This window comes from Ectopseudomonas toyotomiensis (assembly GCF_017167985.1).
GTDB lineage: Bacteria > Pseudomonadota > Gammaproteobacteria > Pseudomonadales > Pseudomonadaceae > Aquipseudomonas > Aquipseudomonas toyotomiensis.
On record NZ_CP070505.1, the window covers coordinates 3,897,433 to 3,919,097 of the forward strand.

Here is a 21,665-nt window from a genome sequence, read left to right on the forward strand (position 1 = left end):
CTCTATGTCGATCAATTTCCCGCTCCTGTTGGTTATCGCGGTTGCCGTTTGCGGCTTCCTGGCCCTGATCGATCTGATCCTGCTGGCTCCGCGCCGCCGTGCGGCGATTGCGGCGTACCAGGGGCGGGTCGACGATCCCGACGACAGGGTGCTGGAGCGCCTGAACAAGGAGCCGTTGCTCGTCGAGTACGGCAAATCCTTCTTCCCGGTGCTGGCTATTGTGCTGGTATTGCGCTCGTTTCTGGTCGAGCCGTTCCAGATTCCTTCCGGGTCGATGAAGCCGACCCTGGAAGTGGGTGATTTCATCTTGGTCAACAAGTTCGCTTACGGCATTCGTCTGCCAGTGATCGATGAGAAGATCATCGAGGTGGACAACCCGCAGCGCGGCGATGTGATGGTGTTTCGTTATCCCAGCGATCCGAGCATCAACTACATCAAGCGCGTGGTCGGTCTACCGGGCGATCGTATCGAGTACACCCAGGGCAAGCGCCTGCTGATCAATGGTGAGCCTGTAGCCGAGAAACTGATCGGCGAAGAAGCTGGTAGCCTGGGCAGTGCGACGCTCTACCAGGAGCGCCTTGGTCAGGTCGAACACACCATCCGCAAGGAAATGACCCGCATGCGCCGCGAGCCTGGCGGCCAATGGGTGGTGCCGGAAGGGCACTACTTCATGATGGGTGATAACCGTGACAACTCCAACGACAGCCGTTACTGGCGTGATCGTCATATCCCTCAGGAGCTGTGGGGCATGGTCCCGGACGACCATATCGTCGGCAAGGCCTTCGCCATCTGGATGAGCTGGCCGGAGCCCAAGACCAGCAATGTGCCCAATTTCTCTCGGGTCGGCCTGATTCATTGAGCACTGGCGCGCTGTTCAATACAGCGCCGCAGGCTATAAATAATCTAGCCGTCAGGCTTTCCAACAAGACCGTTCATTGGGGATACACATGACTTTCGCGCGCTCGCAGCAGGGGCTTTCCATTCTGGGTTGGCTGATGGTTCTGGCCGTGGTGGCATTCTTCGCCAGCACAGCATTCAAGATGTTGCCGCACTACATGGACTACATGTCCATGGAGAAGATCATTACTTCGGTGGAAACCGACAAGGCGTCGGATGTGCGCACCGTTGGTGAGTTTTACAACCATGTGAGCAAGGGCATGCAGGTCAACAACATTCGTGACCTGAATCTGCGTGATGTGCTCAAGGTGACGCAGGAGAACAATGAATTCCGCGCCCACCTCAAATATGAAAAACGCGAGCCACTGATCGAGAACCTCGATCTGGTGGTGAATTTCGACAAAGAATTTCGTGTACGGATGCCGTGAGTCCAAATCTGTCCCGCCTCGAGCGCAAGCTCGGCTATAGCTTCAAGGACCAGGACCTGATGGTCCTGGCCCTGACCCATCGCAGTTTCGCCGGCCGCAACAATGAGCGGCTGGAATTTCTCGGTGATGCCATCCTCAATTTCGTAGCCGGTGAAGCGCTGTTCGAGCGTTTCCCGCAAGCCCGCGAAGGCCAGCTATCGCGCTTGCGCGCGCGCCTGGTCAAGGGCGAGACCCTGGCCGTGCTGGCGCGCGGTTTCGAGCTGGGCGAATACCTGCGCCTGGGCTCTGGTGAGCTGAAAAGCGGCGGGTTCCGTCGCGAGTCGATCCTGGCCGATGCCCTGGAGGCGCTGATTGGCGCCATCTATCTGGACGCCGGTATGGATGCAGCACGCGAGCGCGTGCTGGACTGGCTGACCGGCGAGCTGGACGGCCTGACCCTGGTCGACACCAACAAGGATCCGAAAACACGCCTGCAGGAGTTCCTGCAATCGCGTGCCTGCGAGCTGCCTCGTTACGAGGTGGTGGACGTACAGGGCGAGCCGCACTGCCGTACCTTCATGGTCGAGTGCCAGGTTTCCCTGCTCAATGAAAAGACCCTGGGCCAGGGCGGCAGCCGGCGTATCGCCGAGCAGGTCGCTGCGGCTGCGGCGCTGATCGCCCTCGGGGTGGAGAATGGTAATGACTGATGCACCTGTGACCCGTTGCGGCTACGTCGCCATCGTCGGCCGGCCCAACGTGGGCAAGTCGACGCTGCTCAACCACATCCTCGGGCAGAAGCTGGCGATCACCTCGCGCAAACCGCAGACCACCCGCCACAACATGCTCGGGATCAAGACCGAGGGCGAGGTTCAGGCTGTCTATGTCGATACCCCGGGGCTGCACAAGAACAACGAGAAGGCACTCAACCGCTACATGAATCGCAGCGCCAGCACAGCGCTGAAGGACGTTGACGTCGTGGTGTTCGTGGTCGACCGCATGCGCTGGACCGACGAAGACCAACTGGTGCTGGAGAAGGTGCAGCACGTCAAATGCCCGATCCTGCTGGCGGTGAACAAATCCGACCGCCTGGAAGACAAGAGCGAACTGCTGCCGCACCTGGGCTGGCTGGCCGAGCAATTGCCGCAGGCCGAGATCGTGCCGATCTCCGCGCTGCAGGGGCAGAACCTCGATACCTTGGAGAAGCTGGTGGGCGAGCGCCTGCCAGAGTCCGAACACTTCTACCCGGAAGACCAGATCACCGACCGCTCCAGCCGTTTCCTGGCTGCCGAGCTGATCCGCGAGAAGATCATGCGTCAGCTCGGTGCCGAGCTACCGTACCAGATCACCGTGGAGATCGAGGAATTCAAACAGGAAGGCCGCATTCTGCATATCCACGGCCTGATCCTGGTGGAACGTGACGGACAGAAGAAGATCATCATCGGCGACAAGGGCGAGCGCATCAAACGCATCGGTCAGGAAGCGCGCAAGGACATGGAAACCATGTTCGACTCCAAGGTGATGCTCAATCTCTGGGTCAAGGTCAAAGGTGGCTGGTCCGACGACGAGCGCGCCCTGCGCTCGCTGGGTTACCTGGATTGATCGGGGCGCCGTGCGCATCCTTGTCGTTGCTCATGGCGCATTCTGGCGGTTACCCACATGATTCCTGCCGCCTACGTTCTGCATAGCCGTCCGTACAAGGAAAGCAGCGCCCTGGTGGATTTCTTCACCGCTCAGGGGCGCGTGCGTGCCGTACTGCGCGCCGCTCGCGGCAAGATCGGCAGCATTGCCCGGCCTTTTGCGCCGCTGGAGCTGGAACTGCGTGGGCGCGGCGAGCTGAAGACTGTCGGCCGCCTGGAAAGCGCCGGTATTCCGCTGCTGTTGACGGGCGAGGCGCTGTTCTCTGGGCTCTATCTCAACGAACTGCTGATCCGCCTGCTACCGGCCGAAGATCCGCACCCCGTGATGCTCGAACACTACGGTCTGACCTTACAGGCACTGGCTGCTGGTCGGGCGCTGGAACCGCTGCTGCGCGCGTTCGAATGGCGCCTGCTGGACGAGCTGGGCTATGGTTTCGCCCTGGATCGTGACCAGCACGACCAACCCATCGATCCAACGGCACTTTACCGCTGGCAGCAGGACATCGGCCTGGTGCCGGTGGTACAACTGCAACCCGGTGTGTTCCAGGGCAGCGAGCTGCTGGCCATGGCCGAAGCTGACTGGCAAACGCCTGGCGCGCTGGCCGCTGCCAAGCGCCTGATGCGCCAGGCGCTGGCACCTCATCTCGGCGGCAGGCCCCTGGTCAGCCGCGAACTTTTCATGACGCTCAAGGAGTCCAAGCGTGACTGAGGCCAATCGTATTCTGCTCGGCGTGAACATCGACCACGTCGCCACCCTGCGCCAGGCGCGTGGCACACGCTACCCGGACCCGGTCAAGGCCGCGCTGGACGCCGAAGAAGCCGGTGCCGACGGTATCACCGTGCACCTGCGCGAAGATCGCCGACATATCCAGGATCGTGATGTACGCGTGCTGGCCGATGTGCTGCAGACGCGGATGAACTTCGAAATGGGCGTCACCGATTTCATGCTCGGTTTCGCCGAGCAGATCCGCCCGGCGCACGTGTGCCTGGTGCCGGAAACCCGTCAGGAGCTGACCACCGAAGGCGGTCTGGACGTGGCCGGGCAGGAGGCGCGGATTGCCGCCGCTGTCGAGCGGTTGTCATTGGCTGGTTGTGAGGTATCACTGTTTATCGATGCCGAAGAGCGACAGATCGAGGCGGCCATGCGCGTCGGTGCGCCGGCCATCGAACTGCACACCGGACGGTACGCCGATGCCCATACGGCGGAGGAAGCGGCTCATGAGCTGTCGCGTATTCGTGATGGGGTGATCTGTGGGCTGAACCACGGCCTGATCGTCAACGCCGGTCATGGCCTGCATTACCACAACGTCGAGGCAGTGGCCGCGATCATGGGCATCAACGAGCTGAACATCGGCCATGCGCTCGTCTCACATGCGCTGTTCGTGGGCTTCAAGCAGGCTGTCGCCGAGATGAAGGCGTTGATCGTGGCCGCCGCCAACCGAGGCTAATGGTAGGCGCGCACTGGGTCGCGTAACGTTATGCCGCCGATCAACTATCGGTCGGGCGCTGACTTCTCCGCGCACCAAGCAAGCACCGCGGTATCCCGGGTGCGCACGGCGCACCCTACTTAGCCTTGCGCAAACGCTTGAATCATCTGTGTGGCGAGCGCCTCGATGGCATCGTTACGCTGATGGCCGCGTATCAATTTGATGTGGTACTCGCCTAGCGGCGGCAGCCCCTGTTCTGCGCCTAACCGGCGCAGTGGTGGCCTGACCAGGCTGCGTGGGAAGGGCGCGATGGCCAGGTCGGCGGTCATTGCCGCCTCCTGGCCAGCGCACTGCTCGCAGGAATAGGCGATGCGATAGGCCACACCCTGACGATCCAGTGCGTCGAGCGCGGTGCGGCGCCAGGCGCAGCCCGGGTTGGCCAGGGCCAGCGGTAAGGGCGAGCGCTGCATGGCCAGGCCACCGTCACGCCCGGCCCAGACCAGCTCCTCGGAATAGATCACTTCGCCGCGCGCGTCATCCAGGCCGTCGTTGCCGGCGTTGATCAGGGTCAGGTCCAGCTCGCCGGCATCCAGCTTTGCCACCAGATCCACACTGCGCCCGACATTGACCTCGACCTCCACGGCCGGATGGCTGCGGGCGAACAGAGTCAAGACACTCGGTAGTACGCGGTCGCCGATATCGTTCGGCGTGCCAAAGCGCACGCGGCCGGTCAGCGTCGGGGTAAGAAAGCGTGCCACCGCTTCCTCGTTGAGCTTGAGCAATCGCCTGGCATAGCCGAGTAGCACCTCGCCTTCGGCGGTCAGGCGAACTTGCCGTGCTTCGCGGATGAACAGGCGCTGGCCGAGGGTTTCCTCCAGACGCTTGATCTGCAGGCTGACGGCCGCAGTGCTGCGAAATACCTGCGCGGCGGTGCGGGTAAAGCTGCCGCTGTCGGCGATGGCGACGAAGGTGCGCAGCACATCGTTTTCCAGAAGCGGCAGGGAGATGGGGGCTGTCGCGTTCATAGTCGTTAAATATTTCTTAATTAGATGTTTGATATTTGTCGTTTGTTTGAACGATAGGCGCGTTTCATCCTGATCGCAAGCCCGGCAAGAAGCCGGCCGCGAAACGGAGGAAAGGTCATGAACAGTTCGAGCAATCGCGACAAGTCGCGCCCAGCCATGCCCGAGTTCTATATGCCGGCCATGTGGCCGCTGGATCTGCAAAACGCCATCGTCGACTGGATCGGCGCCTGGTTCTGGCGGCGGCGCATGCGCCGCCTGCTGGCGCAGGACATCGAGGGAAGGATCCGCCTGGGCGGTGCCCGTGGCGTGGTGGAGCAGGGCGCCAGTGAACCGCTGCGGCTTATCGCACAGCGGCGTGCACGTTGGCTGCGGCGGTAGCAGCAATTGTTGCAAGAGGGGTGCAGCCCGTAGGGCGTACTCGGCTTTGGCTTCCTGCGTCGCTCTACCTCCTGCATCCATGCAGTCGTCGCGAAGCAGTACGCCGTTGCGAAGTGAGGTTCATGCTGAGATCCGAGGATGCACCGATGGCGGACTGTTCGCTTCGCTCCTGAGTCCGCCCTACGAGCGGCTGGCGTCCCGGGCCGCCCTACGGCTTGCGTGCGATCAGCACGGCGCGTGTCGGTGCCGGCAGGCCTTCGATGGTGCGGCTGTGGTCGGCCGGGTCGAGAAATTCGGGCAGCGACTGGAAGCGCATCCACTCGGTGGCGCGTTGTTCCTCCACCGAGGTAGTGCTGACGTCGACGCAGCGCACGTCCTCGAAACCGGCGCGGCGCAGCCAGCGCTCCAGCGCCGGCACTGAGGGCAGGAACCAGACATTGCGCATCTGCGCGTAGCGGTCTTCGGGCACCAGCACCTGTTCGGCATCGCCTTCGACCACCAGGGTTTCCAGTACCAGCTCGCCGCCCTTGACCAGGGTGTCCTTGAGGTCGAGCAGATGGTCGATGGGCGAGCGACGGTGGTACAAGACGCCCATGGAGAACACCGTATCGAAGCCCTGCAGCTTGGCCGGCAGTTCCTCGAAGGCCAGCGGCAGGTGCCACACCGGTTGCTCCGGCAGATAGCGTTTCATCGCCAGGAACTGGCAGAGGAACAGCCAGTTGGGATCGATGCCGACCACGCTGTCGGCACCCGCGCCGAGCATGCGCCACATGTAGTAGCCGTTGCCGCAACCGACATCGAGGATGCGCTTGCCGGCCAGATTCAGATGCGGGGCGACGCGCTGCCATTTCCAGTCCGAGCGCCATTCGGTGTCGATGTGCACGTCGAACAGCTCGAACGGCCCCTTGCGCCAGGGAATCAAGCCCTGCAGAGCAGCCTTCAATTGTGCACGGCTCGACTCGTCGCAGGCGCCGCCGAAGGCGAAGCGCTGAGCCAGTTCTACCTCGCTCACCGGCAGATCCGGCAGAGCCTGGACGGCGCCGTACCAGCGGGTGAGGTCGCCGTGACCGATGGCTAGTTTGGCATCGAGTTGCCCAGGCAGGTCGGCTGTCCATTCTTGTAGCGGAGTGCCAGCCAGTTGCGCCTGCAGGGCATCGAGGTCCAGATCGCGCATCATGGCAGGGCCACCAGCGAGGCGAAGTTCAGGCACTGGAACCAGGGCAGCACCTTGCTGAAACCGGCGGCGAGCAGGCGCTCACGGTGCTGCTCGAGGCTGTCGGGTAGCATCACCTTCTCGATGGCGCTGCGCTTCTGCGCGATTTCCAGTTCGCTGTAGCCGTTGGCGCGTTTGAAGGCGACATGCAGCTCGGTGAGTAGCTCATGTTCGGCGGCGTCCTCGAAGCGCAGCTTCTCCGAGAGGATCAGCGCGCCACTGGGCAGCAGCGCCTGGCGAATGCGCGTGAGCAGCTCCAGGCGCCGCTCCGGCGGGATGAACTGCAGGGTGAAGTTGAGCGTGACCAATGAGGTGGGCTGCAGATCGAGGGCGAGAATATCGGCCTCGATCACCTCCACCGGCAGCAGCTCCTGGAACATGGCGTCCTGGGCATGCAGGTATTCGCTACAACGCGCGACCATGGCCGAGGAGTTGTCTACGGCGATCACCTTGCAACCGTCGACGCGCACATGACGGCGCAGCGCCTGGGTCACCGCGCCGAGCGAGGCGCCGAGGTCGTAAAGGGTGGTGTGCGGCTGGGCGAACTGGCCGGCGAGCACGCCGATGTTCTCGACGATGGTCGGGTAACCTGGCACCGAGCGCTTGATCATGTCGGGGAAGACCCGCACCACATCCTCGTTGAAGACGAAGTCGGGCACCTCGGGTAGAGGCTGGGCGAATAGACGATCAGGTTCTTGGCTCACGGCAGTCGCAACGGGTAGCGGAAAAGGCCGGCATTTTAGCCAAGTGTGGCGCAACAGTCAGGCGCTGTTGCTGCGTTGGAAGGCCGAAGCGGTGATGCCCCACTGACCGAGCCAGTAGGTGAGGATGATGGCGTAAGGCGCGGCGTCGAAGCTGGCGACGAAGCGGTCGATGCCGATCAGGCTGTCGGAGAGCACGAACAGTGCCGCGCCGCCGGCTGCGAGCCAGGTGGAGCGCGGCTGCAGATGCGGGTGACCGATGCGGGCCAGGGCGCGCCAGAGCATCAGGCAGATGGCCGTGGCATAGCAGGCCACCGGGATCAGCAGCTCGCCCAGGCCGCTGCTGGCCAGTATGGCGAACATTGCACCGCCGGCAACCAGTGCCAGTAGCAGGGCAGCGAGGGCAGGCTGCCGGCTGTCGGAGCAATAGGCGCGCAGGTAGGCCAGGTGGCCGAGCAGAAAGGCGCCGAGGCCAAATACGAACAGATCGCCGGGCCAGTCCAGGAGGATGTCGCCAGCCAGCGAGAACACCAGGCCGATGCCGATCCAGCGGCGGTAGGTGCCGGCTGGCGCCTGGCGCAGCCAGAGCAGCAGGGCGATCACCGGGATGCCCTTGGTCAGCAGGCTTAGTTGTGCATCGCCGGTGATCCGGCCGTAGAGAAATACCGCAGCACCCGCCAGACCGAGCAGCAACCAACGCATAGCAAGACTCCCTTCGTTATTGGAATGGCGCGACTATGCCCAGCGACCGAACGGCTGCCAACGCAAGGGATGCCAAATCGAGGGGCGGATCGTGCCGCTACTCGACGCCGCCGGCAGTATTGGGCACCGTATGCGTTCGTTCAGGAGAAGCGCATGTCGATATCGCCACCTGTCACCGAGCTGATCGAGCGCCTTTACCGCGAGGAGTCGCGCCGCGTTCTCGCCACCCTGATCCGTCTGTTGGGGGATTTCGACCTGGCCGAGGAGGCGCTGCACGAGGCGTTTCGCAGTGCGGTCGAGCAATGGCCGCAGAGCGGTGTGCCGGACAATCCGCGCGCCTGGCTGGTCTCCGCCGGGCGCTTCAAGGCCATCGACAACCTGCGTCGGCAACGTCGCTTCCAGCCGTTGGACGAGCAGGTCGAATTGCCAGATGAGAGCGACGCCGAAGGGGGCGAACTGCTCGAGGACGACCGCCTGCGCCTGATCTTCACCTGTTGCCACCCGGCGTTGGCCAGTGATGCCCAGGTGGCGCTGACCCTGCGTGAGGTGTGCGATCTGACCACCGAGGAGATCGCCCGCGCCTTCCTCTCCAGCCCGGCGACCCTGGCCCAGCGCATCGTGCGGGCCAAGGCGAAGATTCGTGACGCGCGTATTCCCTATGAGGTGCCGGGGCGCAGCGAGCTGCCCGAGCGGCTTGAGGCGGTGCTGCGGGTGGTCTATCTGGTGTTCAACGAAGGCTACTTCGCCAGCTCCGGCGATTCGCTGACCCGCGGCCAGCTGTCCAACGAAGCGATTCGCCTGGGACGGCTACTGCTGGAGTTGCTGCCCGAGCCGGAAGTGCAGGGACTGCTGGCGTTGATGCTGTTGCACGAATCGCGACGCGCTGCGCGCAGCGGCGTCGATGGCGAGGTGATTTTGCTGGAGGCCCAGGATCGCAGCCTATGGAGTCGCGAATTGATCACCGAGGGCGAGGTGCTGGTGCTGCAGGCGCTGCACTCGCGGCGTTTCGGCCCCTACAGCCTGCAGGCGGCCATTGCTGCTGTGCATGCCGAGGCGGCCAGTCTGGAAGAAACCGATTGGGCGCAGATCGTCGGCCTGTATGACGAGCTGCTGCGCCTGAACCCTTCGCCGGTGATCGAACTCAACCGCGCCGTGGCACTGGCCATGCGTGACAGTGAGCAGGCGGGACTGGTGGAGATCGACCGATTGCTGGCTGCAGGCGAACTGGAGGGGTACCACCTGGCCCATGCGGCGCGGGCCGATCTGCTGCGTAGGCTTGGCCGGCGCGAGCAGGCAATCGCTGCCTACCGCCAGGCACTGGCGCTGGCGCAACAAGGGCCGGATCGGCAGTTTCTGCAGAGCAGGTTGGATGAGTTGGAAGCACACCAGGCGGGTGATAGGCCGTAGGGTGCGCTGTGCGCACCGCAAACGAGTGAGTGCTGGATGGAGCGCTGTGGCCGCTGAACCCTATAAGGGATAAGGCCGGCTAGGCCGCTGGCACCTCATTCTTCGGCGCCAGCGGTCGGTGCGCACGGCGCACCCTACGATTGCCGATGCCGTGCTTTAACCCGCTACCAGTACGCGAATCGCTTCCAGGCGCAGGGCGGCCTTGTCGAACATCGCCAGGCTCTGTTCGCGCTGCTCGCGCAGGGCCTCGATCTCGCTGTCGCGTACGCTCGGGTTGACCGCGCGCAGGGCGACCAGGCGCGCCAGTTCCTCGTCCAGTTCGGCGATCAGGCGACGCTTGGCCTCGGCGACACGCTCGACATGACGCGGCATGACCTTGGCTTCGGCGTCGTTGATCTGCTTGGCCAGCACATCGCGCTGGGCCTGGACGAACTTGTTGGCGCTGGCCCGCGGCACGCTTTCCAGCTGGTCATTGAGGGTTTCGAAGCCGACCTTGGCGGCCAGGTCGTTGCCGTTGGCGTCGAGCAGGCAGCGCAGTGCCGCCGGTGGCAGGAAACGACCCAGCTGCAGTTTGCGCGGGCCGACCACTTCGCTGACGTAGAGCAGCTCCAGCAGCACGGTGCCGGGCTTGAGCGCCTTGTTCTTGATCAGCGCCACCGCGGTGTTGCCCATCGAGCCGGACAGCACCAGGTCCATGCCGCCCTGCACCATGGGGTGTTCCCAGGTGAGGAACTGCATGTCCTCGCGGGCCAGGGCCTGCTCGCGGTCGTAGGTAATGGTCACCGCCTCGTCGTCGCCCAGGGGGAAGCTGGCGTCCAGCATCTTCTCGCTGGGGCGCAGGATCAGGGCGTTGTCGGAGTGGTCTTCGCTGTCGATGCCGAAGGCGTTGAACAGCTCTTCCATGTAGATCGGCAGGGTGAACTGGTCGTCCTGCTCGAGGATGGCCTCGACCAGCGCCTCGCCTTCACCGGCACCACCGGAGTTCAGTTCCAGCAGACGGTCACGGCCGCTGTGCAGCTCGCCTTCCAGGCGAATGCGCTCGGCGGTGGCTTCGTCCACCAGTTGCTGCCACTGGCCGTCGTCACCGTTTTCCAGCAGCGGCAGCAGGCGTGGGCCGAACTGGTGCTGCAGGGCGTTGCCGGTGGGGCAGGTGGCGAGGAAGGCGTTCAGCGCCTGGTGGTACCACTGGAACAGACGTTCCTGCGGGCTGTTCTCCAGGTAAGGTACGTGCAGCTGGATGCGATGTTTCTGGCCGATACGGTCGAGACGGCCGATGCGTTGTTCGAGCAGGTCCGGGTGAGCCGGCAGGTCGAACAGCACCAGATGATGGGCGAACTGGAAGTTGCGGCCTTCGGAGCCGATTTCCGAGCAGATCAGCACCTGTGCGCCGAATTCTTCGTCGGCGAAGTAGGCGGCGGCACGGTCGCGCTCGAGGATGCTCATGCCTTCATGGAACACCGTGGCCGGGATGCCGGAGCGCACGCGCAGGGCGTCTTCCAGATCCAGCGCGGTCTCGGCGTGGGCGCAGATCACCAGCACCTTGAATTTCTTGAGCATCTTCAGGGTGTCGATCAGCCATTCGACGCGCGGGTCGATGCGCCACCAGCGCTGCTCTTCGTCGATATCGTCCTGCGCCTGGTAGCTGACTTCCGGGTACAGCTCGGCATGCTCGCCCAGCGGCAGTTCCAGATATTCATCGGGGCTCGGTAGCGGGTAGGGGTGCAGCTCGCGCTCAGGGAAGCCCTGTACGGCAGCACGGGTGTTACGGAACAGCAGGCGACCGGTGCCGTGGCGATCCAGCAGCTCGCGTACCAGGCGGGCGCGTGCTTCTTCGTCGCCGCCGTCGATGGCGTCCAGCAGTTCGCGACCTTCATCACCGAGGAAGCCGCCGATGGCGTCGCGCGCCTGGGCGCTGAGCTTGCCCTGGTCGAGCAGCTCCTGCACCGCTTCGGCCACCGGGCGGTACTGGCTGCTTTCGGCGCGGAAGGCTTCAAGGTCATGGAAACGGGCCGGGTCGAGCAGGCGCAGACGGGCGAAGTGACTGTCCTGGCCGAGCTGTTCCGGGGTGGCGGTGAGCAGCAGCACGCCGGGGATGACCTCTGCCAGTTGCTCGACCAGCGAGTATTCGGCGCTGGCCTGCTCCGGGTGCCAGACCAGGTGGTGGGCTTCGTCGACCACCAGCAGGTCCCAGCCGGCGGCGAACAGCGCGTCCTGGGCCTTTTCGTCGTCCTTCAGCCACTCCAGGGCGACCAGCGCCAGCTGGCAATCCTCGAAGGGGTTGCTGGCGTCGCTTTCCATGAAACGCTCGGCGTCGAACAGCGCGACGTCGAGGTTGAAACGCCGGCGCATTTCCACCAGCCACTGGTGCTGCAGGTTTTCCGGCACCAGGATCAACACGCGGCCGGCGCGACCGGAGAGCAGCTGGCGATGAATCACCAGGCCGGCTTCGATGGTCTTGCCCAGACCCACTTCGTCGGCCAGCAGTACGCGCGGGGCGATACGGTCAGCCACTTCACGGGCGATGTGCAGCTGGTGTGCAATCGGTTGCGCGCGAGCACCGCCCAGGCCCCAGAGGGACGACTGCAGCAGGCGGCTGTTGTGCTCGAGGCTGTGGTAACGCAGGGCGAACCAGGCCAGCGGGTCGATCTGGCCGGCGAACAGGCGGTCGCTGGCCAGGCGGAACTGGATGAAGTTCGACAGCTGGGTTTCCGGCATGGTCACCGGTTTATGCTGGGCATCGAGGCCGTGGTAGACCAGCAGGCCGTCGACGTCCTCGACCTCCTGCACGGTGAGCTTCCAGCCCTCGAAATGGGTGATCTCGTCACCCGGGGCGAAGCGTACACGGGTCAACGGGGCATTGCGCGTAGCGTACTGGCGGGTTTCGCCGGTGGCCGGGTAGAGCACGGTGAGCAGGCGGCCGTCCTCGGCGAGGATGGTTCCCAGACCCAATTCCGCTTCGCTGTCACTGATCCAGCGTTGCCCCGGTTGATATTGCGCCATGCCTGTCTGTCTCCCGCGTGAAAAAGCCGGCTATGTTAACGGATGCGGCGTCACGGCCAAAGCGGTCATGGCACTATTGCCGTGCGGCTTAGTCAAAAGTGTAGCGAGCGCCGGCTAAAGTCGCGGCTCACGGGGCCGACAGCCTGACCAAAGGAGGTGCTGCAACGTGCTACCGCCTATCCCCCATAGCCTGGTGCCGGTCACTGCCACGCAGGACGTGATCAAGCCCAAGCCTGAGATTCCCCCGGTGACCCCGGCCGAAGGCAGCGCCAAGGAAAGTGCGCTTAGCCTCGACAAGCGTCATCCACAGGAAACCGAGGAGCTGCTGCGCGAAGAACAGCGCCGTCGCCAGCGTCGTGGCTACACCCCCGAGCAACTGGCTGAGGCCGAGCCGGAAGAGGTGGAGCAAGCGCTAGGTGATCTGCCCCGGCGAGGGCTGTGGGTAGACGTTGAAGTCTGAGACACTCCTTTTCATTCTCGTTCATGTAGATCGTCATGCTGTTCGCCGACCCTTTGCCTGTACTCGCCGATGCCGAACTGGATTATCTGCCCGGCTGGGTCGACGCTGCCCTGGCCGATAGCTGGCTGCAAGCACTGGTCGAGCAAACGCCCTGGCAGCAACCTGAGTTGTTCATCCATGGTCGCTATCACCGCACGCCACGGCTGACGGCCTGGTATGGCGACCCCGAGGCGCGTTACCGCTATTCAGGGAAGATCCACGAGCCCTTGCCCTGGACGCCGCTGCTGAACGAGATTCGCCAACGGGTCGAGAAAGAAGTCGGTCAATCGCTCAATGCCGTGCTGCTCAATCATTACCGCGACGGCCAGGACTCCATGGGCTGGCACAGCGATGCCGAGCCGGAGCTGGGGCGTGATCCGCTGATCGCCTCGCTCAACCTGGGCGGCAGCCGGCGTTTCGATCTGCGCCGGGTTGGTAGCACGCGCATCGAACATTCGTTGACGCTGGAGCATGCTTCGCTACTGGTCATGCGCGGGCCGACCCAGCATCATTGGCAACATCAAGTGGCGAAGACGCGCCAAACCTGCGCGCCGCGCCTGAATCTGACCTTTCGCCTGATCCGGTTTCCGCTATGAGCCATGACGACAAGCTGATCGACTTTGCCGCCGAGCGCGACAAGCGTATCCACGACCTCAACGACAAGCGCCTCAACGAGATGCGCCAGGTTTTCGAGCAGGTGTTGCCGATCGGCAAGGCCAAGAAGAAGTCCAAGAGCAAACCCAAGAAACGCTGAAAATCCCGCCGTTCAATCGTTGTGCACGGCTGCCAGGCCGTGCTTCCCGCCTCGTACCCTCTCGATTTCTTGACCTGCGTCAGTATTCCCGTAGGCCCGCTCGCGCCTGCTCGTCGGCCATTGACCCAGATCAATTTTCCCGCCGCCAGCGCTGATAACGTGAAGCCATCCCAGACAGACAGGCACAACAGGAGGCAGCCATGTTCGTCGATACAGTGGTTCTCGCCGGAGTCGGCACCGTACTTCTGATGGTCGCGTTCTTCGGGGGTGTTGGTTACTTCATCTGGAAGGATGCGCACAAGCGCAAGCAGAGCTGATCCTTCCAGTTCAATGGGCACGCAAGGCAATTCGGGCGACTTCGGTCGCCCTTTTTTTATTTGCGCGTGGCCCTCCTGAGATCGCAGCACCTTCTGGACATAAATACTTAGCTAGCTAATAATTGAGTTTCGCACGGAGGCGCAACTCAATCGCTACAGCTATGTTCAGGGCTGAGATTCTTTCAGGTAGCCATCGTGCGTGATTCCTTGCTGGCGTTTCTCGCGCCAAGCTCGCAAGCCGTTCAATTTGCCATCAAGACCCTGCTCGGCGGTGGGCTGGCGTTGTGGTGCGCGCTGCGTTTTGGCCTGGAGCAGCCGCAGTGGGCGCTGATGACCGCGTTCATCGTCGCCCAGCCGCTGTCTGGCATGGTGGTACAGAAGGGCCTGGCACGGCTGCTCGGCACGCTGGTCGGCACCTTCATGGCTGTGGTGATGATGGGGCTGTTCGCCCAGGCGCCGCTGTTGTTCGTGCTGGCGTTCGCCCTATGGCTGGCGCTGTGCACGGCTTCCTCGACCATGCTGCGCAGCGCCTGGTCGTACTCTTTCGTGCTGGCCGGCTACACGGTGGCGATCATCGCCTTGCCGGCCATCGGCAAGCCGCATGTGGTGTTCGACGAGGCCATCGCCCGTTGCACGGAAATCTGCCTGGGCATCACCTGCGCTACGCTGAGCAGCGCCTTGCTCTGGCCGCAGCGGGTCGAACGACAACTGGCGCAGCAGGCGCGTAACGCCTGGCAGGCTGGCGTGGCAGCCTCGCGCCAGGCGCTGGCTGGCGAAGCCGACTCGCGGCAAGGCTTGCTGGAAGTGCTGGCGCGCATCGTCGCCGTGGATGCCCAGCGTGAGCACGCCTGGTTCGAGGGCGCGCGTGGTCGCCAGCGTGCTGTGGCGCTGCGCGTGCTGAGCCGTGATCTGCTCGGCATGCTGCGTCTGGCTCGTGGTGTGGCGCGGCAGTGGCGACAACTGAGCAGCAGCGAGGCGCAGGCTGTAGCGCCCTGGCTGCAAGTGGTGGATGAGCGCCTGCAGCAGGCACAACCGGTAGGCTTGCTGGAGTTGGGCGAGCAACTGCGCCAGGCGGCGCAGGACGAAGAACTGAGCAGTGGCCAGCAACTATTGCTGGAGCGCTTGATGGTGCTGCTGTTGCGTGTCGAGGATGCCAGTCGCGCCTTGCTCGCGGTCGAGGAGGGCAGGGCACCGGCCGATGCGCCGCGCGCCTTGTCCTGGCACTACGATTGGCAGAGCGCGCTGGTGTATGGCTCGCGCAGTGCGCTGACCTTCCTGGTTCTGGCTGCATTCTGGCTGGCCACTGGTTGGACCCACGCCACCGGTGCGCTACTGCTGGCCTGCGTGGTCTGCAGCCTGTTCGCCCGGCTCGAAGCGGCGCCGCAGATCGGCATGATGTTCCTGCGCGGCATCTTCTACGCGCTGCCAGTGGCGTTCTTCGTCGGGCAGATTCTGATGCCGCAGATCGACGGCTTCGTGATGCTCTGCATGGTGCTGGGTGTGCCGCTGTTCTTTGGTGTGCTGGGCATGGCCAAGCCAGCGACGGCTGCGACCTCGACCTCGTTTTGCCTGCACTTCATCGTGCTTTGTCTGCCGGCGCCGGGTGTCGGCTACAACGTCGAGTTCTTCCTCAATGAGGCGCCCGGCATGCTGATGGGTGTCGGTTGCGCGGTGATGGCCTTCAAGCTGGTGGTGCTGCGCAATCCGGTCTGGCATGGCCGGCGCCTGATGCAGGCGATCCTGACCGACCTCGGCCGCTTGACCCGTCGCGACCTGGGCCGCGCCGAAAACTGGTTCGGCGGGCGCATGGCTGATCGTCTGCTGCAGTTGGCGCGGCATTATCCGGCGCGGCCGGATCAAACACGTAGCGGCTGGGACGATGGCGTGGCTGGCCTTGATCTGGGCGACGAGTTGCTGCATCTGCGCAAGTGCCTGGCCAATGCCGATGCTGGCCTGGCACGGTCGCAGCAGCGTTTCCTGGAACGCCTCGACGACGCGCTGGAGCATGGCCCCGCGCCAGGCCGCGAAGATGATCTGAACGCAGCGGTGGGCGAACTGCAGGAGGCCCTGCGCGCCTGCATGCCCAGCATCGACAAGCGCCTGGCCGAGGCAGCGCTGTTGCAGCTGCAAAACGGTTGGCGCTACTGGTGCCAGCTCAGAGGAGAGACTAATGGGTTTGCATGAGTGGTCGCTGGGTGGCGTATTGCTGAGCCCGATGGCGGCCTACGCGGTATTGGCGCTGTTGCTGACTGGCGTGTTGCGCCTGGGCTTGCAGCGCATAGGGTTGTCGCGCTGGATCTGGCACGAAGCCCTGTTCGATTGTGCCTTGTATGTCTGCGTGCTGGCGGCCGTGATGGTCGCCCTGGCGCATTGAGGAGAGAAAGCATGCGTTCGACCATTCGAGTCGGCATAACCCTGGCCATGGTGGTGGCGGCGATCTTCGCCGGCTCCTGGATCTGGCAGCACTACATGTATTCGCCCTGGACGCGCGACGCCCGCGTGCGCGCCGACGTGGTGACCATCGCCCCGGACGTGTCCGGCTGGGTGGTCGAACTCAAGGTGCATGACAACCAGCAGGTCAAGGCAGGCGACCTGCTGATGAGCATCGACCGCGACCGCTATCAGGCGGCGGTAGAGAAGGCCAGGGCGGTGGTGGACATTCGCCGCCAGCAGTTGAGCCTGCGCGAGCACGAGGCCTCGCGCCGTTCCCGTCTGGGCGCCCAGGCGATCAGCGCCGAATTGCTGGAAAACGCGCAGATCAATGCCGAGATGGCGCGCAGCGAGTACCGCGAAGCGCAGGCTGATCTGCGTGTGGCCGAGCTGAATCTGGCGCGCAGCGAAGTGCATGCCCCGCGCGATGGACAGATCACCAACCTGGTGCTGGCGCAGGGCAACTATGTGAATGCCGGGCAGGCGGTGATGGCGCTGGTCGATACCCAGTCGTTCTACGTACAGGCGTATTTCGAGGAGACCAAGCTGCCTCGCATTCAGGTCGGCGCGTCGGTGGAGGTCTGGTTGATGGGCGGTGATCAGCAGCTTCGTGGTGAGGTGGACAGTATCAGTCGCGGCATCACCGACCGCAACGCCAGCCCGGACGGGCAACTGCTGGCCGATGTCGAGCCGACCTTCAACTGGGTGCGCCTGGCGCAGCGCATTCCGGTGCGCATCAGGCTCGATGAAGTGCCGGATGGCATGGTGCTAAGCGCCGGTATGACTGCCAGCGTAAGGGTGGAATAGCGCGTTTTCGCAGCTGTAGGAGCGGCTTCAGCCGCGAGCTCTTCAAGGGTAATCGCGGCTGAAGCCGCTCCCACGGTCGCTGTTCGCATGAGTTCATAGGGTGGACTACGCGAAGCTTGTCCACCGCTTGCACTGACGCAATGGTGGATGAAAGAAGCGTCATCCACCCTAGGATCCAATGAGCGTGATCAGGCGCGCTCGATGCTGGCCGGCGTACGGCGCATCAGCACCTTGCCGTGGCGGATGGATACCAGCGCGTGGCCCTGGCTGCGCACCATCTCGTAATCGTCCGGTGCCGAGAGGATCAGCAGGTTGGCCGGGCGGCCCACTTCCAATCCATAACGCTCGCCGAGCGCCAGGGCGCGGGCCGAGTTGTCGGTAATCAGGTCCAGGCTGCGCTTGAGGTCCTCGTAGCCGAGCATGTGGCAGATATGCAGGCCGGCTTCGAGGATGCGCAGGATGTTGCCGTTACCCAGCGGATACCAGGGGTCGACGATGGAGTCCTGGCCGAAGCAGACGTTCATCCCGGCACGGTCGATCTCCGCCACGCGGGTCAGGCCTCGGCGTTTCGGGTAGGTGTCGAAGCGGCCCTGCAGGTGGATGCTCTCGGTGGGGCAGGAGATGAAACTGATGCCGCTCATCTTCAGCAGGCGGAACAGCTTGGAGCAGTAGGCGTTGTCGTAAGAGCCCATGGCGGTGGTGTGGCTGGCGGTGACGCGCGCGCCCATGCCACGCACGCGGGCTTCCTCGGCCAGCACTTCGAGAAAACGCGACTGCGGGTCGTCGGTCTCGTCGCAGTGCACGTCCACCAGGCAGCCGCTGCGCTCGGCCAGGTCCATGAGGAACTTGATCGACGATACGCCCTGGTCACGGGTGTTCTCGAAGTGCGGGATGCCGCCGACCACATCGGCGCCCAGCTCAATGGCCTGCTCCATCAGCGCGCGACCGTTCGCATAGGACTCGATGCCCTCCTGCGGGAAGGCGACGATCTGCAGGTCGATCAGGTGGCGGGTTTCTTCGCGCACTTCGAGCATGGCCTTGAGCGCGGCCAGGGTCGGGTCGGTGACGTCGACGTGGGTGCGCACGTGCTGGATACCGTGGTCGACCAGCATGTCGATGGTCTTCTTGGCGCGCGTCTTGGTGTCTTCATGGGTGACCAGCGCCTTGCGCTCAGCCCAGCGCTCGATGCCCTCGAACAGCGTGCCGCTCATGTTCCAGGCCGGCTCGCCGGCAGTAAGGGTGGCGTCGAGGTGGATATGCGGCTCGACGAAGGGCGGCACGACGAGATTGCCGGCAGCGTCCAGGTCGCCTTCTGCAATGGGATGCAGGGCATGCTGGGCCTCGATGATGGCGATGTGCTCATCGTCCAGGGTGATGCGGTGCAGGCCGTCGCGGCCACGCAGGCGGGCATTGTGGATGATCATGAAAGTTCCTCTCAGGCAGGCGACGACAGGCGCCGGATCAACAGCGCGACGCTGATGTTCAGGCGGTCGTGCGGGTCTTCGAACGAGCAGCCGGTCAGCGCTTCGATGCGCTGTAGGCGGTAGCTCAGGGTATTGCGGTGAACGTTCAGGCGTTGCGCGGCCAGGGCCAGGTTGCCGTTCTCGGCGAACCAGGCCTCCAGCGTCGGCATCAGCACAGGTTGGTGGCGCGAGTCGTCGCCGATCAGCGGGCCGACCACGCGCTCGACGAAGCGATCGAGCAGGCTGCGGTCGCGAATCGCGCCGAGCAGCTCCAGCACGCCTAATTCATTGAAACTGCACAGGCCCAGGCGCTCGGGAAAACGCTGCGCCACGGCCAGGGCCTGGCGCGCCTCACCCAGGCCCTGGGCGAAACGCGGTGCATCGCAACCGGCGCTACCCAGGCCGAGGAACAGACGGAGCGGGCCGAGCTGCGGGCGCAGTTCGTCGAGCAGCATGGTCATGGCCTGGCGGTTACGGGCTTCGGCATGGGCATCGGGGCAGGGCAGCAGGGCGATCCAGTGACGGCCCTGGCTGACCAGTGGCAGCGCGTCACCGAGTTCGCCGAGGCTCTGTTCCAGGCGCCGTTGCAGCAGTTGCTGACGGCTCTGCAACTGGCGCTCGGCGTCTTCGTCGGGCAGATCACCGAACAGTTGCTCGCTGCCGTCGAGGCGCAGCAGCGCCACCTGACGCGGCACATGCAGTGCCAGGCCCAGGCTGTCGCCGCGTTGCAGCAATACGTCGAGCGATTGGTAATCGCCGTCAAGTACCTGCTCCAGCACGTGCTGGCGCGAGCGGCCGAGCTGCTGTGCGTGAACCAGGGCGGTGCCGATGGCCTGGGTGACGACCACCATCTTCAGCGCGTAGGGCTGCTCGATCAGCGGCAGGTTCAGGCGCTCGGCTTCGGCGATGACGCTGGGCGGGATGGCCTGGATGAACTCGGCGCCGGTAAGGATGACCAGGCCAGCGACCACGCGCTCATGGCCCTCGCGCACCAGGCGCAGCAGGTTGGCTTCGTCGCGCGGGTGGTTGATGCCGGTGACGAAGATCAGCTCGCCGCCCATCACCCAGTCGGCGATGCCTTCGTTCTCGGCCACGTAGGGCCAGCGCACGGCATTGTCGCGCCCGGCCTGGCCAGCACGCAGATGCATGCTGGCCAGGCCGGGCAGGGCGAGCACGTCGGCGACGGTCAGGCTCACGCGCCAGCGACCTGCTGGCGGCTGGCCAGGGCCTTGTTCAGCTCGAACAGCACCACGTAGGCCAGGGCAGCCACGGCGATGCCCACCAGCGGCGCGACCCAGGGCGAGAAGTAGGCGCTCACCGCACCGATCAGATAGGCGCCCAGGCCGACCCAATTGAATGCGGGCAAGCGCACATCGGCCAGTTTCGGATAGCGCGCGCGGTGGCCATAGAAGAAGTCGGCCATGATCACACCGCCAATCGGCGGGATGATCGAGCCGAGCAGGATCAGGAAGGGAATCAGCATTTCGTACATGCCGCCGATGGCCAGCAGCGTGCCGATGCCGGCGCCGACCAGGGTCACGGTCTTGCGCTTGCCGGTGCGCAGCAGGTTGCAGCCGGCGGCGGCGAAGTTGTAGATGGTGTTGTCCTGGGTGGTCCACAGGTTGAGAAACAGCATGACCACAGCGGCCATGGACAGGCCCTGCAGCACCAGCACTTCGACCACGTCCGGTTGCTGATAGACGATGGCGCCATAGGCACCGGCGACGATCATCAGGCCATTACCGATGAAGAAGCCGAACAGGCTGGCCAGCACCGCGACGCGGCCACTCTTCGCGAAACGCGTCCAGTTGGTGGCCTGGGTGGCGCCGCTGACGAAGGTGCCGAACACCAGGGTAATGGCCACGCTCAGGCTCATGCTCTCGGACGGTTCCACCGCGAGCAGGCCGGCGAGGCCGCCGATATCACGGGTGGCGATCCACAGCGAAGCCACCAGCAGCACCAGCATGGCCGGCACGGCGATCCGGGACAACAGATCCAGACCCTTGTAGCCGACGAAGGCGGTGAGGCAGAAACCGAAGCCGAACAGCACCATCAGCGGGATGGTCAGGCCTTCGGGCAGGTCGAGAATCTTCACCAGGACGATGGCGATGGTCGCCGTACCCCAGGCGTACCAGCCGATCTGGGTAAAGCCGAGAAGCATGTCGGACAGCTTGCTGCCCACTTCGCCGAAGCAGAAACGGCCCATCAGTACCGAGTTCAGCCCGCTGCGACAGGCGATCAGGCCCAGCACGGCGGCATACAGACCGAGCAGCAGGTTACCGATCACCGCAGCCCAGAGCAGGGTGGTGAAATCGAAGGCCATGCCGATCTTGCCGCCTGCGAACATGGTGGCGGTGAAGAAGGTGAAACCGAACAGCAGGATGGAGGTGGAGAACAGCCCCTTACGTGCGCCGTTGGGCACCTCGCTCAGGGGGTAATCGCTATCTGGGGTGGCGTTGCTCATGGACCTGGCTCCGGTTAAGGGTGTGAAGCCTTGGCGATAGCAGGGGACGTGCCAGAAAGCAGCGCAGCGGGCTGCTTGGTAAGGTAGTCAAAGGGTTTTGTGCGAAATGCACAAAGAAATGCGCTTATACGGCGCCA

Annotated in this window: 23 protein-coding genes; 15 read left to right on the forward strand and 8 right to left on the reverse strand. The window is 64.1% G+C overall.

Annotation, left to right across the window (positions count from 1 at the left end):
- The first annotated feature begins 4 nt into the window (after positions 1–4).
- The 6 genes from lepB (at position 5) to pdxJ (ending at position 4,389) form a co-directional block, all read left to right on the forward strand.
- A complete protein-coding gene (gene lepB / locus JWV26_RS18020; protein WP_206417477.1) occupies positions 5–859 on the forward strand; it encodes a signal peptidase I in 855 nt (284 codons plus the stop codon).
- A gap of 88 nt (positions 860–947) precedes the next feature.
- The gene (locus JWV26_RS18025; RefSeq protein WP_093049217.1) at positions 948–1,325 is read left to right on the forward strand and encodes a DUF4845 domain-containing protein; all 378 of its coding nucleotides are present in this window, start codon (positions 948–950) and stop codon (positions 1,323–1,325) included.
- Entirely contained in the window at positions 1,322–2,011 is a 690-nt protein-coding gene (gene rnc / locus JWV26_RS18030; RefSeq protein ID WP_017677760.1) for a ribonuclease III, read from the forward strand. The genes JWV26_RS18025 and rnc overlap by 4 nt, the downstream gene beginning before the upstream one ends.
- Positions 2,004–2,903 carry a GTPase Era gene (gene era, locus JWV26_RS18035; protein ID WP_017677759.1) on the forward strand — a complete coding sequence of 300 codons (900 nt, stop codon included), beginning with the start codon at positions 2,004–2,006 and terminating at the stop codon, positions 2,901–2,903. The genes rnc and era overlap by 8 nt, the downstream gene beginning before the upstream one ends.
- A 57-nt stretch (positions 2,904–2,960) precedes the next feature.
- Positions 2,961–3,650, forward strand: coding sequence for a DNA repair protein RecO (gene recO / locus JWV26_RS18040; protein WP_192981283.1), 690 nt, complete (start codon positions 2,961–2,963; stop codon positions 3,648–3,650).
- Entirely contained in the window at positions 3,643–4,389 is a 747-nt protein-coding gene (gene pdxJ / locus JWV26_RS18045) for a pyridoxine 5'-phosphate synthase (RefSeq protein WP_072422613.1), read from the forward strand. The genes recO and pdxJ overlap by 8 nt, the downstream gene beginning before the upstream one ends.
- A 119-nt stretch (positions 4,390–4,508) precedes the next feature.
- Here the strand turns inward: pdxJ and JWV26_RS18050 are convergent, their stop codons facing one another.
- Positions 4,509–5,393 carry a LysR substrate-binding domain-containing protein gene (locus tag JWV26_RS18050; RefSeq protein WP_072422612.1) on the reverse strand — a complete coding sequence of 295 codons (885 nt, stop codon included), beginning with the start codon at positions 5,391–5,393 and terminating at the stop codon, positions 4,509–4,511.
- A gap of 117 nt (positions 5,394–5,510) precedes the next feature.
- On the opposite strand from JWV26_RS18050, the gene JWV26_RS18055 reads away from it, so the two are divergent.
- Positions 5,511–5,771: a hypothetical protein gene (locus JWV26_RS18055; RefSeq protein ID WP_079784230.1), complete on the forward strand. Its 261-nt coding sequence runs from the start codon at positions 5,511–5,513 to the stop codon at positions 5,769–5,771.
- Between the two features lie 208 nt (positions 5,772–5,979).
- Here the strand turns inward: JWV26_RS18055 and cmoB are convergent, their stop codons facing one another.
- From cmoB to JWV26_RS18070, 3 genes are read right to left on the reverse strand one after another with little or no spacing between them, the layout of a single operon-like run.
- On the reverse strand, positions 5,980–6,948 hold the full coding sequence (cmoB, locus tag JWV26_RS18060; RefSeq protein WP_206417478.1) for a tRNA 5-methoxyuridine(34)/uridine 5-oxyacetic acid(34) synthase CmoB: 969 nt from the start codon (positions 6,946–6,948) through the stop codon (positions 5,980–5,982).
- Complete coding sequence (gene cmoA, locus JWV26_RS18065; protein ID WP_074913002.1) at positions 6,945–7,688, reverse strand: carboxy-S-adenosyl-L-methionine synthase CmoA; 744 nt, start codon at positions 7,686–7,688, stop codon at positions 6,945–6,947. Before cmoA ends, cmoB begins: the two co-directional genes overlap by 4 nt.
- 57 nt (positions 7,689–7,745) lie before the next feature.
- Positions 7,746–8,387, reverse strand: a complete 642-nt coding sequence (locus tag JWV26_RS18070) for a lysoplasmalogenase (RefSeq protein WP_079784227.1) — start codon at positions 8,385–8,387, stop codon at positions 7,746–7,748.
- A gap of 153 nt (positions 8,388–8,540) precedes the next feature.
- Here JWV26_RS18070 and JWV26_RS18075 point away from each other — a divergent pair, with 153 nt between their 5' ends.
- Entirely contained in the window at positions 8,541–9,794 is a 1,254-nt protein-coding gene (locus JWV26_RS18075; RefSeq protein WP_206417479.1) for an RNA polymerase sigma factor, read from the forward strand.
- A 156-nt stretch (positions 9,795–9,950) separates the two neighbouring features.
- Here JWV26_RS18075 and rapA read toward each other — a convergent pair whose 3' ends face one another.
- A complete protein-coding gene (gene rapA, locus JWV26_RS18080) occupies positions 9,951–12,794 on the reverse strand; it encodes an RNA polymerase-associated protein RapA (protein WP_079784225.1) in 2,844 nt (947 codons plus the stop codon).
- Positions 12,795–12,960: 166 nt separating this feature from the next.
- Between rapA and JWV26_RS18085 the strand changes: the two genes are divergently transcribed.
- From JWV26_RS18085 to JWV26_RS18110, 7 genes are all read left to right on the forward strand, one after another.
- Positions 12,961–13,254, forward strand: a complete 294-nt coding sequence (locus tag JWV26_RS18085; RefSeq protein WP_079784224.1) for an aspartate-semialdehyde dehydrogenase — start codon at positions 12,961–12,963, stop codon at positions 13,252–13,254.
- 35 nt (positions 13,255–13,289) lie between these two features.
- Positions 13,290–13,889 (forward strand): alpha-ketoglutarate-dependent dioxygenase AlkB family protein, encoded by a 600-nt coding sequence (locus JWV26_RS18090; RefSeq protein WP_079784223.1) that lies wholly within the window; start codon positions 13,290–13,292, stop codon positions 13,887–13,889.
- Positions 13,886–14,047 (forward strand): hypothetical protein, encoded by a 162-nt coding sequence (locus tag JWV26_RS18095; RefSeq protein ID WP_093049229.1) that lies wholly within the window; start codon positions 13,886–13,888, stop codon positions 14,045–14,047. The genes JWV26_RS18090 and JWV26_RS18095 overlap by 4 nt, the downstream gene beginning before the upstream one ends.
- A 200-nt stretch (positions 14,048–14,247) precedes the next feature.
- On the forward strand, positions 14,248–14,364 hold the full coding sequence (gene ccoM, locus JWV26_RS24545; protein ID WP_017361612.1) for a cytochrome c oxidase subunit CcoM: 117 nt from the start codon (positions 14,248–14,250) through the stop codon (positions 14,362–14,364).
- 195 nt (positions 14,365–14,559) lie between these two features.
- The gene (locus JWV26_RS18100) at positions 14,560–16,548 is read left to right on the forward strand and encodes an FUSC family protein (protein WP_079784222.1); all 1,989 of its coding nucleotides are present in this window, start codon (positions 14,560–14,562) and stop codon (positions 16,546–16,548) included.
- The gene (locus JWV26_RS18105) at positions 16,535–16,738 is read left to right on the forward strand and encodes a DUF1656 domain-containing protein (protein ID WP_079784221.1); all 204 of its coding nucleotides are present in this window, start codon (positions 16,535–16,537) and stop codon (positions 16,736–16,738) included. Before JWV26_RS18100 ends, JWV26_RS18105 begins: the two co-directional genes overlap by 14 nt.
- Before the next feature lie 11 nt (positions 16,739–16,749).
- Complete coding sequence (locus JWV26_RS18110; protein WP_079784220.1) at positions 16,750–17,601, forward strand: efflux RND transporter periplasmic adaptor subunit; 852 nt, start codon at positions 16,750–16,752, stop codon at positions 17,599–17,601.
- A 188-nt stretch (positions 17,602–17,789) separates the two neighbouring features.
- On the opposite strand, the gene codA is transcribed toward JWV26_RS18110, so the two are convergent.
- From codA to codB, 3 genes are read right to left on the reverse strand one after another with little or no spacing between them, the layout of a single operon-like run.
- Positions 17,790–19,025, reverse strand: coding sequence for a cytosine deaminase (codA, locus tag JWV26_RS18115; protein ID WP_079784219.1), 1,236 nt, complete (start codon positions 19,023–19,025; stop codon positions 17,790–17,792).
- An 11-nt stretch (positions 19,026–19,036) separates the two neighbouring features.
- Complete coding sequence (locus JWV26_RS18120; RefSeq protein WP_079784218.1) at positions 19,037–20,260, reverse strand: PucR family transcriptional regulator; 1,224 nt, start codon at positions 20,258–20,260, stop codon at positions 19,037–19,039.
- Positions 20,257–21,528, reverse strand: a complete 1,272-nt coding sequence (codB, locus tag JWV26_RS18125) for a cytosine permease (RefSeq protein ID WP_206417480.1) — start codon at positions 21,526–21,528, stop codon at positions 20,257–20,259. The genes JWV26_RS18120 and codB overlap by 4 nt, the downstream gene beginning before the upstream one ends.
- Positions 21,529–21,665 lie beyond the last annotated feature (137 nt).

Coding starts and splice junctions, on each gene's coding strand:
- lepB (WP_206417477.1), top strand. CDS start 5: ATGTCGATCAATTTCCCGCTCCTGTTGGTTATCGCGGTTGCCGTTTGC.
- JWV26_RS18025 (WP_093049217.1), top strand. CDS start 948: ATGACTTTCGCGCGCTCGCAGCAGGGGCTTTCCATTCTGGGTTGGCTG.
- era (WP_017677759.1), top strand. CDS start 2,004: ATGACTGATGCACCTGTGACCCGTTGCGGCTACGTCGCCATCGTCGGC.
- recO (WP_192981283.1), top strand. CDS start 2,961: ATGATTCCTGCCGCCTACGTTCTGCATAGCCGTCCGTACAAGGAAAGC.
- JWV26_RS18050 (WP_072422612.1), bottom strand. CDS start 5,393: ATGAACGCGACAGCCCCCATCTCCCTGCCGCTTCTGGAAAACGATGTG.
- JWV26_RS18055 (WP_079784230.1), top strand. CDS start 5,511: ATGAACAGTTCGAGCAATCGCGACAAGTCGCGCCCAGCCATGCCCGAG.
- cmoB (WP_206417478.1), bottom strand. CDS start 6,948: ATGATGCGCGATCTGGACCTCGATGCCCTGCAGGCGCAACTGGCTGGC.
- JWV26_RS18070 (WP_079784227.1), bottom strand. CDS start 8,387: ATGCGTTGGTTGCTGCTCGGTCTGGCGGGTGCTGCGGTATTTCTCTAC.
- JWV26_RS18075 (WP_206417479.1), top strand. CDS start 8,541: ATGTCGATATCGCCACCTGTCACCGAGCTGATCGAGCGCCTTTACCGC.
- rapA (WP_079784225.1), bottom strand. CDS start 12,794: ATGGCGCAATATCAACCGGGGCAACGCTGGATCAGTGACAGCGAAGCG.
- JWV26_RS18090 (WP_079784223.1), top strand. CDS start 13,290: ATGCTGTTCGCCGACCCTTTGCCTGTACTCGCCGATGCCGAACTGGAT.
- JWV26_RS18095 (WP_093049229.1), top strand. CDS start 13,886: ATGAGCCATGACGACAAGCTGATCGACTTTGCCGCCGAGCGCGACAAG.
- ccoM (WP_017361612.1), top strand. CDS start 14,248: ATGTTCGTCGATACAGTGGTTCTCGCCGGAGTCGGCACCGTACTTCTG.
- JWV26_RS18105 (WP_079784221.1), top strand. CDS start 16,535: ATGGGTTTGCATGAGTGGTCGCTGGGTGGCGTATTGCTGAGCCCGATG.
- JWV26_RS18110 (WP_079784220.1), top strand. CDS start 16,750: ATGCGTTCGACCATTCGAGTCGGCATAACCCTGGCCATGGTGGTGGCG.
- codA (WP_079784219.1), bottom strand. CDS start 19,025: ATGATCATCCACAATGCCCGCCTGCGTGGCCGCGACGGCCTGCACCGC.
- codB (WP_206417480.1), bottom strand. CDS start 21,528: ATGAGCAACGCCACCCCAGATAGCGATTACCCCCTGAGCGAGGTGCCC.